Origin of the sequence: Anditalea andensis (assembly GCF_000714815.1) — a bacterium.
Taxonomy (GTDB): domain Bacteria; phylum Bacteroidota; class Bacteroidia; order Cytophagales; family Cyclobacteriaceae; genus Anditalea; species Anditalea andensis.
Genome location: NZ_JMIH01000014.1, coordinates 549,237 through 561,666, shown reverse-complemented (window position 1 = coordinate 561,666; position 12,430 = coordinate 549,237). Strand labels below are relative to the sequence as shown.

The 12,430-nt window shown below is 38.2% G+C and carries 10 protein-coding genes; 4 read left to right on the top strand and 6 right to left on the bottom strand.

Annotation, left to right across the window (positions count from 1 at the left end; genetic code table 11):
* Positions 1–158 precede the first annotated feature (158 nt).
* Entirely contained in the window at positions 159–2,573 is a 2,415-nt protein-coding gene (locus EL17_RS06015) for an alpha-ketoacid dehydrogenase subunit alpha/beta (protein WP_035071435.1), read from the top strand.
* A gap of 72 nt (positions 2,574–2,645) precedes the next feature.
* Here EL17_RS06015 and EL17_RS06010 read toward each other — a convergent pair whose 3' ends face one another.
* Positions 2,646–3,320, bottom strand: coding sequence for a hypothetical protein (locus tag EL17_RS06010; RefSeq protein WP_035071434.1), 675 nt, complete (start codon positions 3,318–3,320; stop codon positions 2,646–2,648).
* 84 nt (positions 3,321–3,404) lie between these two features.
* Here EL17_RS06010 and EL17_RS06005 point away from each other — a divergent pair, with 84 nt between their 5' ends.
* Entirely contained in the window at positions 3,405–4,403 is a 999-nt protein-coding gene (locus EL17_RS06005) for a phenylacetate--CoA ligase family protein (protein ID WP_035071433.1), read from the top strand.
* A gap of 24 nt (positions 4,404–4,427) precedes the next feature.
* On the opposite strand, the gene EL17_RS06000 is transcribed toward EL17_RS06005, so the two are convergent.
* On the bottom strand, positions 4,428–4,817 hold the full coding sequence (locus EL17_RS06000) for a Dabb family protein (protein ID WP_035071432.1): 390 nt from the start codon (positions 4,815–4,817) through the stop codon (positions 4,428–4,430).
* Positions 4,818–5,091: 274 nt separating this feature from the next.
* On the opposite strand from EL17_RS06000, the gene EL17_RS05995 reads away from it, so the two are divergent.
* The gene (locus EL17_RS05995; RefSeq protein ID WP_051719828.1) at positions 5,092–6,066 is read left to right on the top strand and encodes an endonuclease/exonuclease/phosphatase family protein; all 975 of its coding nucleotides are present in this window, start codon (positions 5,092–5,094) and stop codon (positions 6,064–6,066) included.
* Positions 6,067–6,090: 24 nt separating this feature from the next.
* Here the strand turns inward: EL17_RS05995 and EL17_RS05990 are convergent, their stop codons facing one another.
* The 4 genes from EL17_RS05990 to EL17_RS23430 all read right to left on the bottom strand — a co-directional run bounded on the left by EL17_RS05990 (position 6,091) and on the right by EL17_RS23430 (position 9,360).
* Complete coding sequence (locus EL17_RS05990; RefSeq protein WP_035071431.1) at positions 6,091–7,305, bottom strand: GTP-binding protein; 1,215 nt, start codon at positions 7,303–7,305, stop codon at positions 6,091–6,093.
* On the bottom strand, positions 7,286–7,732 hold the full coding sequence (locus EL17_RS05985; RefSeq protein WP_035071430.1) for a hypothetical protein: 447 nt from the start codon (positions 7,730–7,732) through the stop codon (positions 7,286–7,288). The genes EL17_RS05990 and EL17_RS05985 overlap by 20 nt, the downstream gene beginning before the upstream one ends.
* 241 nt (positions 7,733–7,973) lie before the next feature.
* Positions 7,974–9,086 (bottom strand): Gfo/Idh/MocA family protein, encoded by a 1,113-nt coding sequence (locus tag EL17_RS05980; protein WP_035071429.1) that lies wholly within the window; start codon positions 9,084–9,086, stop codon positions 7,974–7,976.
* Positions 9,087–9,135: 49 nt separating this feature from the next.
* Positions 9,136–9,360: a Lacal_2735 family protein gene (locus EL17_RS23430; protein ID WP_240485941.1), complete on the bottom strand. Its 225-nt coding sequence runs from the start codon at positions 9,358–9,360 to the stop codon at positions 9,136–9,138.
* Positions 9,361–9,955: 595 nt separating this feature from the next.
* Here EL17_RS23430 and thrA point away from each other — a divergent pair.
* Positions 9,956–12,397, top strand: a complete 2,442-nt coding sequence (thrA, locus tag EL17_RS05970) for a bifunctional aspartate kinase/homoserine dehydrogenase I (RefSeq protein ID WP_035071421.1) — start codon at positions 9,956–9,958, stop codon at positions 12,395–12,397.
* Positions 12,398–12,430 lie beyond the last annotated feature (33 nt).

Here is a 12,430-nt window from a genome sequence, read left to right as displayed (position 1 = left end):
TTTTAATAATAATTGTTTTAGCTAATTTGGCGAAATATATTATTGAAAAGCTTCAGGATTTATCTCTATGTTTTTTTGTATGCCGCACAAATTTCTGTATTTTTGGGTTAGATGCAATAGGTGTCTGCAAAACCCAAAATAGCTTTAAATTATTATATATGGAAAACGAGGTGACTGTATCCAAAACAATTAGAAATTTGAACCTCACCAAAGAGGAGGTACTTAAAGATTATAGACTTTCTCAGCAAAGCCGGCAAGCTTCTTTGATGGGGAGAAAGGAAGTGTTTATGGGTAAGGCCAAGTTTGGGATATTTGGAGATGGTAAGGAACTCGCACAGATAGCGATGGCAAAATACTTCAATGATGGTGATTTCAGAGCTGGATATTACCGGGATCAAACTTTTATGTTTGCCATTGGGGAACTTACTGTGCAGGAATATTTTGCGCAATTATATGCCCATACAGATATTGCTGCTGAGCCTGCTTCAGGAGGAAGGCTGATGAACGGCCACTTCAGTACCCGACTGCTTAACAATGACGGTACTTGGAAGAACCTCACTGAAAGGAAAAATTCTGCATCTGATATTTCACCTACTGCAGCTCAAATGCCAAAGCTTTTGGGCTTAGCATATGCTTCTAAACTTTTTAGAGAAAATAAGGGGCTTAATGGTTTTTCTCAGTTCAGTTTAGGTGGGAACGAGGTTGCTTGGGGCACAATTGGAAATGCATCTACTTCAGAAGGGATGTTCTATGAAACCATCAATGCAGGTGGTGTGCTGCAGGTACCTATGATCGTTTCTGTTTGGGATGATGAATATGGTATTTCTGTACCGAAGGAGTATCATACCACCAAAGGCAGTATTTCTGAAGTCTTGAGAGGGTTTCAGCGTAATGAGGACCAGAAAGGATATGAGATTTTAGTAGTCAAAGGTTGGGATTATGAGGCGCTTCTCAGGACTTATAAAAAAGCATCTACCATAGCACGTGAAGAGCATGTGCCTGTGCTGGTGCATGTAATAGAACTTACACAGCCTCAAGGGCATTCTACCTCAGGGTCACATGAGCGGTATAAGTCTAAAGAAAGGCTGGAATGGGAAGCTGAATACGACTGTGTTTATCAATTTAGAAATTATATAATTGAAAATGAATTAGCTTCGGATGAGGAGCTTATGGTTATTGAAGATGAGGCCAGGGCGTTTTCCAAGCAACAAAAAGAAGCGGCCTGGAAGGCGTTTGCTGATGAAATCAAAAATGAGATAAAAGAAGCTTCTGCCCTGATATCTAAAGCAGCAAAATCCAGTCGTCAGTCCGCTAAATTGGAAGCTTTATCCAATTCATTGGCCAAAACCATGAATCCTATCCGAAAGGATGTGATTAGTGCTGTGAGAAAAGCGTTACTGATCATGAGATTCGATTCATCTGAGGATAAAGCAGAATTAAAAAATTGGTATAACCTTCAGAAAAAGATTAACGAAGGCAGATATAATAGCCATTTATACAGTGAATCGCCATTTAGGGCTTCCGCTATAGATGCTGTTCCAGTAGCCTATGAAGATGATGCTCCCCAGGTAGACGGTCGTGAAATTCTACAGGCATATTTTGATGGTTTATTGGAAAAAGACCCAAGGGTTTTTGCATTTGGAGAAGATGTAGGTAAAATAGGTGATGTAAACCAGGCTTTTGCAGGTTTGCAGGCTAAGCATGGCGAGTTAAGGGTGACTGATACCGGTATCCGGGAATGCACCATAATAGGCCAAGGTATAGGTGCATCCCTTAGAGGTTTGAAGCCTATAGCCGAAATCCAATACCTGGATTATTTACTCTATGCCATACAGATTCTTTCTGATGATGTAGCGTCGCTTCAGTATAGAACTAAGGGAGGCCAAAAAGCTCCTCTGATTGTTAGGACTCGGGGCCATAGATTGGAAGGTGTATGGCATTCAGGCTCTCCTATGGGCATGATCCTTCACAGCCTTAGAGGTATGATCATCTGTGTGCCCAGGAATATGACCCAGGCTGCCGGTATGTACAATACACTGATAAAGGCAGATGAACCGGCTTTGGTAATAGAATGTCTGAATGGATATCGGCTAAAAGAAAAAATGCCCGCTAATTTAGAAGAACTGATCGTTCCGGTAGGCAGACCTGAAATATTAAGGGAAGGAAACGATATAACTATCGTGACTTATGGCTCAATGTGCAGGGTCATAATGGAGGCGGCAGGCCTATTAGATGAAATGGGGATATCAGTAGAGGTAATTGATGTCCAGACATTGCTCCCGTTTGATATAGACCATATGATAGCTGATTCAGTTAAAAAGACCAATAGGGTTATTTTTGCTGATGAAGACGTACCTGGCGGTGCTTCAGCATTTATGATGCAGGAGGTGATTGAGGTTCAAAAAGCATATTATTATTTGGATTCTGAGCCTGCCACCATAGCTGCCAAAGCCCACAGACCAGCCTATTCTTCTGATGGGGATTATTTTTCCAAGCCAAGTGTGGATGATGTAGTGGAGAAGGTATATGCTATGATGAGTGAGGCGGATCCAAACAGTTTTCCGGAACTGTAGAATAATAGGGTATACAAAAGAAAACCTCCAAGGTATCATCTTTGGAGGTTTTTTTTATGAACAGATGATAGATTACCGGCGTGTTACCTGATCCAAAGTAAAATCGGGAGTTGATATTACATTGCTTTTATTTAAATTTCTATCTTGTATCTGAATATCCAAACGTATGGTGTCATTTCTAAAAATGGACCTCCAGCCCGAAGATAGCATGCCATATTGAATAGTCCCTTCAATGGCTCGGGCCCTGTCTTCAGTCAGTATTCGTGGAAAACGGCCATTAAAGGTGGTGAAAAATGGTGGGTCGGACCATCTGTACTCCTGATAATTACCACCTCTTTTTATAAAAAATCTTACAAAAATATTGTGATGATCCGGATTATTTTCCACCCAAATGGTGTCCATCACTTGAACATTATTTACAAATTGATTAATCCGCCAGTCGATAGGATTATAACGTGGAGCATTGGGAGGTCTGTTACTATAAGTTATTAGATTCCCATTGGCATCTCTTATAAAATTAAATGCATTGAAAGGAGGGGCATTGTCTCCTGGGTTTAAGCCTAAGTCTCCTTCAGCATCCCTGAAATCTACACTAACAATAAGTGAATCTGATGCATTGGGGATAGGAACAAATTGCACGCCGTTGAAAGTAATTTCCGGTACGGAAGGGAAGTTGTCCGGTGGCGTAACACAGCTGATGGCCAGCGTGCAGATAAAAATTATGCCTATATAGTTTTTCGCCTTCATATTCAGGGACTAAATTTACGGATTATAAATGGTACTTTATTTTATAAAGTTGAACAAAAATCGCCATTCACAAATAAAGAAACGATGAATTATTTCAAAAGTTTTTCACATGAATTAGAAAATTTGGATTCAAATGATTTTGAGGGTCTGGCACTTCAGCTTTTTAGATTCCAGGCATTGAATAATCCCATATATCGAAGTTACCTTACTTATCGGAAAATAAATATTTCAGCAGTCCAAAATTTAGATCAAATACCCTATTTACCGATTTCATTTTTTAAAAACCACAAGGTTATAAGCGGTCCTCAGGATGATTTCATAGATTTTTATTCCAGCAGTGGAACTACAGGCTCGATTACCAGCAGGCATTACATCTGGTCAGAAGAGAGCTATCTGGACCATTCTGTTAAAATTTTTGAAAAATACTATGGCACACTACAAAATTATCATGTTCTGGCACTTTTACCTGCTTATCTGGAGAGAAATGGGAGTTCTTTAGTGGCGATGGCAGATCGGTTTATAAAGGAAACTAGATCTTCTTATTCGGGATTTTATCTCTATGAATATGGACAGTTAATAGAAAAGCTTAATACACTTCGATACGATAATAAAAAAGTGCTGCTGCTGGGAGTCACTTTTGCTTTACTTGATATGGCATCGCTGAACATAGATTTTCCTGCTATGGAGAATTTAATTATAATGGAGACTGGTGGTATGAAAGGGCGTAGGAAGGAAATGATAAGGGAGGAAGTTCATGACGTTTTGAAAGGGTTTTTTAAGGTTACTGAGATCCATTCTGAATATGGTATGACAGAACTTATGTCACAGGCCTACTCTATGGGGGATGGTAAATACAGACTTCCTTCCTGTATGAAAATATCGCTTCGTGATCCTAATGATCCTTATTCTCAGACATCTAGAAGGCAAGGTGGAATTAATATTATTGATCTGGGAAATTTCCACAGCTGTGCCTTTATTGAGACCCAGGATTTGGGTAGATATGATGAGCAGGGTATGCTGGAAGTATTAGGTAGGTTTGACAATAGTGATATCAGAGGATGTAACCTGATGGTCAATTTATAAAAAAGGGAAAGATTCCCTTTTTTATCAAATCATAAAGTCATATACTTTAACAGATTTCCATCGATCCGAATTTCTTTTAATAAATTCCAAATGATCTGGATCTACCTGATAGGCGGCCTGATCTTCCAGGCTTTCGAAAAATAGCGTACAGGCTAACTGATAGCTGTTGTCTACGACATCGCGAGCTTCTGTGGACGCAGGAGTGCCCATATAAGCATTTTTAACCGTCTTGCATTTGCCAAGCACAGAGGCTTCTTTTTTAAAATCCTGGACATCTTCACCATCTTTCAACCAAAAGAAGACCTGGTGTATCATCTTTCCTGAATTATCTTGTTTTCCGTAAGAGGTTAGCGGTAAAGTAGCTGCTGCGCCTGCCATAGATAAGGTTTGGATAAATTTTCTTCTTGATTTCATATTGTATAGCGCTAAATGAAGATGTGATTTAGCCAAAAATTTATAAATGTCAAAGAAAAATTTTTGGTATGTGGAAAAAGTATAGGGATTATTCTTATATAATAAAAAAATGAGGATGTAACAGATGCATAGTGGTTGATAAGGGTAGATCAATATAAATACTTGGACCTTTGATCAAAAAAAACTTAAAATGTAGCTATTGGACTATCTTATTTATAAAACCTTCTGGAAATGTCGATCAAAGCTGTTATCATTGTATCTTATTTTACATTTTATGGTCATAGTGACTGTTTTTCTTGTTCTTGTATGTACATTAGCCACATGGCTACCTTTGATCAGAACGCATAAATGGTGGATTAGAATATTTGATTTTCCTAGACTTCAGATTACTGTTTTGGCAGTTTTTACATTAATTTTAGTATTGGTATATTTAATAGGCCAACCTTCATTTTTCTATAGTTCGTTATTGCTGATTTTGTCGGCAATAATCTATCAGTCATTATCCATGGTCAGATATACGCCTTTATATCCGAACATTTCAGAAAAGGCAATTGGAGTAGATGCCAGTAATACTTTTAGTATCATGATGTCCAACGTAAAAATGGATAATGAAAACTATGATAAATACCTTGAGGTAGTTTATAAATCTGATCCAGATGTAATCCTGCTTAACGAAGTTAACCGGAAGTGGGTTGATGCTATTTCACAGCTTGACAGCATATATCCTTATCGCATCAAACATCCCTTAGAAAACACCTATGGAATGGCGCTATATTCAAAATTTAAATTGCATGATGCTGAGATAAATGAGTTGTTGGTAAAGGATATACCCTCCATCTATGTAAATTTAGAGCTTCCCTCAGGATATAAGGTTACCTTACACTGTGTTCACCCAGAGCCGCCAAAAATTGGGAGTGATACCTATGAAAGAGATACGGAGATTCTTTTGATAGGGAAAAGAATAGTAAATGAGAAAAAACCATGCGTGGTAGTGGGTGATCTAAATGATGTGGCCTGGTCGTACACATCAGAGCTCTTTCAGAAAAGATGCAGTTTAATTGATCCCAGAGAGGGCAGGGGCTTTTTTAATACTTACAATGTATTTGTCCCTCTCTTAAGGTACCCTTTGGATCATTTTTTTTATACCGATAATTTTAAATATGTCATGCTTCAGAGATTAGAGGCATATGGTTCTGATCATTTCCCGATGATGTTAAAACTAGAATATATTCCTGATGAGACGAATTAAAGATTAAATAAAAACAGCTGGCCCTTAAATAGGCCAGTTGTCTGAAAATACATTACCTTTAAAATAATCCACTTCTTCTTTTTCGTTTAGGAGGCAGGCTTCAAGTTCTGACATTATTTGTATTTGATCTAAATTTTGTCCTATAAGTACCAGTTCATTAAGCCTGTCTCCGAATTGTTTGTCCCATTTGGATTCGATTAATCCTTTATTTTCAATATAGGATGGGTACTTGATCCTTTGTTGAAATGGCATACTGGCCCACCATACACCTATAGATTCTGCTTTGATAGATCCACCTGCCTGAGACCAGGAAAAAGCTTGGTCCTTACGGGATGCCAAATAAAATAAACCTTTGCTCCTAAGTACTGTACTAGGCCATTTTTCAGACAGGTAGTTCCATAACCTGTCAGGATGGAAAGGTCTTTTGTTTCTGAATACAAATGAACCGATTCCATATTCTTCGGTTTCGGGAGTGTGTACCTTGTTTAATTCTTCCTGCCATCCAGCGGACTCGGAAGCTCTTTCAAAATCAAACAAATTAGTGTTTATGATCTCATCAAGATCTATTTGAGCATTTTTTGTTACCAGTATTTTAGCGGCAGGATTGAGTTTGGATAAAATAGCTTTGATCTCTGCTACCTTTTCTATTGGTACTAAATCTGCTTTGTTTAAAATTAGAACATTAGCATATTCTATCTGATCGATCAGTAGGTTTACTATAGATCTCTGGTCTTCAGCGTCATCATTTAGTTCCCTGCTATAAACTGTATCTGCTCCACCGAAATCTTTGTAAAAATTGCTGGCATCAACCACCGTAACCAATGTGTCCAGTCTGCTGAATCGAGATAGATCTATACCGTTGTTATCATCAATATAGCTAAAAGTCTGGGCCACAGGTAAAGGTTCGGAGATACCCGAACTCTCTATCAAAAGATAATCAAATTTGTTTTCGAGGGCCAATTTTTCGATTTCTACCATGAGATCTTCTCTTAGTGTACAGCAGATACATCCATTGCTCATTTCCACCAGTCGCTCTTCAGTCCTCGATAGGCTGTTCTCGCGGTTTATAATATTGGCGTCAATATTGATTTCGCTCATGTCATTTACTATGACTGCCACTTTTAAGCCTTGTCGGTTTTGTAAAATATGGTTTAGAAGTGTAGTTTTACCGGCGCCAAGAAACCCACTTAAGACAGTGACTGGTAATTTTTTAGTGTTTCTATTCGATGATTTTTGCATTTTTTAAAATGAAATTTAATTCGTCTACATCTTTTTCATTCAAAGTCAAAGTGCCTTTGACTTTAATAATTTGGTCAGTTTTGAATCTTTTGTTGGGTTTGTTTTGAAGGTAAGCTACCGCTACACTTTCTGATCCTGCACCTCCGCAGAAAAAACATTGGGCCATGGGGAATTTGGAGATGATGATCGTACGGTCTTCATCAAAATCCAAGGGGATGTAAAATCCGGAGAGTATTATTTCTTTACCATCAAGAGCCTTTACTTCATCAGGAAAGGTAGGGTATAAGAAATACATGGATAATTCCCTGTTCAACCGCTCTGTAAACCTGGTTTTTGAAAACAGAGCCCATATATCGGGTTCTTTAATGACGGTAGCTGTGCTTAGCAGTAAAACCAGATAAGGTAAGATAATTTTGAAAGCTTTCATGTCTTCGGCAATTTAAGAGACTTCACTAATGTGAAGTCTCTGGTGCATTCAGTATGAAGAGAACAAAGTAGAATGCAGATCAAAGATAGTAAAAAAAATTTAAATGCAATAATGTTGCATATATTTATTGACTACAATTTATGGAAAGCATTGTTTTAAGATTCATTCAATATTAAGGGACCAGAAAATTTGAGGAAAACTACTTTTGGGTATGCGACTTAAGTTTTTTTAAAATACGGACCTATTTTTCAAGAGGTAACCTAACTGTTTTACCAGATAGTACAGAAAGTTTTGCGGCTTCTAATATCTGCACAACGACCATGTTGTTTTCAATGGAATAAAGGCCAAATGAAGGGATATTGATCTTTCCCGATATTACTTCTACAAAATATTGAAAAGGATTGCTATATACGGTTATAATATCTCGAAGAGGTGTAGAAACGAGTTTGTTATTAGTTTGAGGGCTTCTGAATTTGATATGATTTTTGTCAGGTGCTATTATATAACCTTTAGTTCCATACACTTCCATATCTTTTCTGTCATAAGGCCAGTTCCAGGATGCTTGTATAATAGCCTGGGCACCATCATATTCCAATACAATAGTAGCCTCATCTTCTACTTTTGTATATATTTCAGGTTTATGATTTTGTGTGATAGCAGTGATCGAATGCGGCAGTTGGCCTTCTAATAAATACGTCATGATGTTAGCCCCATAGCAACCAAAATCCATTAGAACGCCGCCTCCGTTTAATATTGGATCAGTAAGCCATTCTAAAAATTCAGGTCCAACTCCAATTTCCTGAGGTCCTTTATGTCCATGATGGAATACTGCTTTTTTAAGGGGGCCAAACTGGTCACCGTCCAGCATATACTGATAGGTTGCTTCTGTACTAGGGTACCATGAAGTTTCATAGTTGGTCAATAGGTATATGCCATGATCCTGTGCTGCTTTTTCCATTTTCTTGGCATGCTCCCAACTTGTGGCCAGTGGCTTTTCTACCATTACATGTATGCCTCGAGGTGCCGCCGCTTCCACTACCTGTAGGTGCTCATATACAGAGCCAAAAGCCAGGACTCCATGTGGCTTCACATTATCTAACATCTCTTCTAGATTAGTATAGAAAAGATTACTATCCATGCCGTATTGAATCTGATATTTGCTTGCCAATGATATATTTGGTTCGTAAATGCCTACTATGGCATAATCACCTTTAAACTCATCTTGAAAAATCCAGTGAGAATGCCCATGGCTCAGCCCTGCCACTGCTAAAGAGGTTTCTGGGAAAGATGTATTTTGTGCATTAGTGGTAAGCCCGACCATGAAGCAGCAAATAAAAAAGCATATAAATTTCATCAGTTGTACAGTTTGTGCCTTCAAAGTACTAACTATAAATGAATTTGCCTTAAGATTCTGATCTATTTAATGCTTCAATTTCTTTCTGTACCTGTTCTGCTTCTGCATATTTTTCGTCACTGGCAGCTCGATTAGTCTTACTTAGGGTATATGCTTCTTCAGTTAGTTTCTGATATTTCTGCTGAAGTTTTTCTTTAGGGGATTTATTATTGAATAGTCCGAACATGTTATAGGTAGTGAAACGAATGATTAAATTGATTTTTTTTAGCACCATCTTAACTGTATGTTATCAGAATTGTTTAGTAGACAATAGCTTAAAAGATTGCTGACCAAATTAAAAAACGATGTTCATAATTTTATTTTCTTTTGATCCGTATCGTTGAGTGATAGAATAGCAATGGATAAAATATCCGTAGAGTGAATGGTACATAAACCATCCGACAAAAAGATTCTAATAAATTTCTAATCAAATTCTCATAAATTAATGTGAGTTTGTTAAAATTTTAGGACATTTTTAAAATAAAATACTGGAATGAAGATGGTTAATAGATATTGACTTTTGATGAATAGTTTATAACAAATTGGCTTAACTATTAATTAATATTTAATAATATTTGGGTTTTAAGTAAAAAGTGTTTAAAATTACAAATCAATCATGTACCAATGAACCTAATAGCCCTAAAAAGAATTTATTCTCAATCAGCTGAAAGTTTTCACATGGCTACCGGTGCTTATTTTTTATTCACCATCATTAACATGGTGCATACCTTTACCCATACGGGGAGTTCCCGTACTTTCTAATCATATTGCCCGCCTTATAATAGGTCCTGAATGGACTTCAATTTTAATTACCATAAACCAAGGATTTCATGAAAATATTAAAGTTTGGAGGATCTTCCATTTCCAATCTCGAGAATATACAGAAAGTTTTTTCCATTATAGGAAAAGAGCAAGAAGAGATGTCTATTGTTTTTTCAGCATTTGGAGGTGTTACAGAAGAGTTACTCAAATGTGCGGATTTAGCTCAGTCAAGTGATGAAAGCTATCAGGTAAAACTAGATTCCCTAGAGAAAAGACATTTGGATATTGTAAAAAACCTTATACCTGTACAGCAGCAATCGTCTACCCTGACTTATGTTAAGGTGAGATTTAATGAACTATCGGACTTGTATCATGGTATTTTTCTAGTCAAAGAATGTACCCCTCGTACTTTGGATTATGTGCTGAGTTTTGGAGAGCGGCTTTCGACCTACATACTATCATCAGGATTACGTGCATTGGGAATGGAAACAGTTTATGTAGATGCCAGGGATTTATTAAAAACCAATGATCGTTTTGGGAATGCCAAAGTAGACTTTCCTTCTACCAATGCACTAATATTGGGTTTTTATCAGCAAAATCCGGGGATAAAGGTGGTAACTGGCTTTATAGGTTCTACTCATAAAGGAGAAACCACTACTGTTGGCAGAAGTGGTTCAGATTATACTGCTGCCATTTTCAGTTCGGCCTTAGATGCCAGTATCTTAGAGATTTGGACAGATGTGCAGGGTGTAATGACTGCGGATCCTAAGTTGGTATATGCGGCCATTACCATTCCTTTATTAAGCTACAATGAGGCATTGGAACTTTCGCATTTCGGCGCAAAAGTGATCTTTCCGGCGACCATGCAGCCTGTCATGAAAAAGGGGATACCGATAGCCATTAAAAATACTTTTCATCCCGAAAAGGCCGGCTCTATGATCAGTAAAGTCACTGGTACCGGGAAGATGATAAAAGGGATATCTTCTATGGCTGATATATCATTATTGAACATTCAGGGGTCGAGCCTTACAGAGGTATCCGGAGTGGGAAAAAGGGTGTTTGGTACCTTAGCCGAAGCAGATATCAATGTGATACTCATAAGCCAGGCATCTTCAGAATTCAGCATGTGTATCGCTATCCAATCAAAAGAAGCCGGAAGAGCAAAGGAGATAATAGATAACGAATTTCATTATGAAATCAAGGGTGGCGAAATGGATCCTGTACTGATCGCACCAAATATGGCCATCGTGGCAGTAGTAGGAGAGCAAATGCAGAGAAATCCTGGGGCCAGCGGTATGATGTTTCAGGCACTGGGTAGAAACAACGTGAATGTTACTGCTATAGCACAAGGCAGTTCTGAATTAAATATTTCAGCAGTAATTTCACAAGCAGACCTTCAGAAGGCTTTGAATGCGCTGCACGAGGCATTCTTCTTGTCAGATTATAAAGTTTTGCATGTTTTTCTAATAGGTGTAGGGTTGATCGGAAAAGCCCTTATAAAAATGGTGGCAAACCAGTTGGAGAAGTTGCGAGAGGATAATTTACTGGACATTCAGATACATGGCATGGCTAATTCCCGATACATGAAATTCCATGAGGATGGCTTTGATCTTAATACAGTAGGGGCTCCTTCAGAGGGAGATGAGCAAATGAATATGGATAAGTTTCTTCAGACGATGAAAGGAATGAATTTTTCTAATTCAGTAGTAGTAGACTGTACTGCGAGCCAGGAAGTAGCAGATATTTACCAACAGGTGTTAGATGCTAAGATCGGTATCGTAACTCCCAATAAGAAGGCAAATTCAGGGCCTTTGGAAAAGTATCAAGAGCTAAAGAAACTAGCCGGTAAAAGAGGTGTCCGGTTTTTCTATGAGACCAATGTGGCAGCAGGTCTGCCAGTAATCAACACTTTACAGGATCTTATAGTTAGTGGAGACCAGGTTTTTAGGATAGAAGCCGTATTGAGCGGATCGATGAATTTCATCTTTAGTGAGCTAGAAAAAGGGATCCCTTTCAGTGAGGTAGTTGCTATGGCCAAAGAGAAAGGCTATACAGAACCAGACCCCAGAGATGATCTTAGTGGTATGGATGTAGCCCGTAAAATATTGATTTTAGGTAGGGAAGCAGGTCAAAGTTTACATTTCGAAGATATTTCTATAGAAAGTATGGTGCCGGCAGACTGTGTGGATGCTGCATCTGTTGATGAGTTTTTTGATAAATTGGTAGGTCATGACAGTCATTTCAGCCAATTGCTGTCTCAGGCCAACGCTCAAGATAAGAAGCTGAGATTTATGGCTTCCTTAGAAAATGGCAAAGCAAAAGTAGGTCTCAATGCAGTAGATAAAGATCACCCATTTTATAACCTTAAAGGAAGTGATAATATGATTCTCTTTACCACTGAACGATACCATGATTTCCCCATGATTATCAGAGGGCCGGGAGCGGGAGCAGATGTAACAGCTGCCGGAGTATTTGCAGACATTATAAGACTTGGTAATTATTCCAGGTAAATCGAGCATGGAGAAAGCATTATGCAGGGGAAA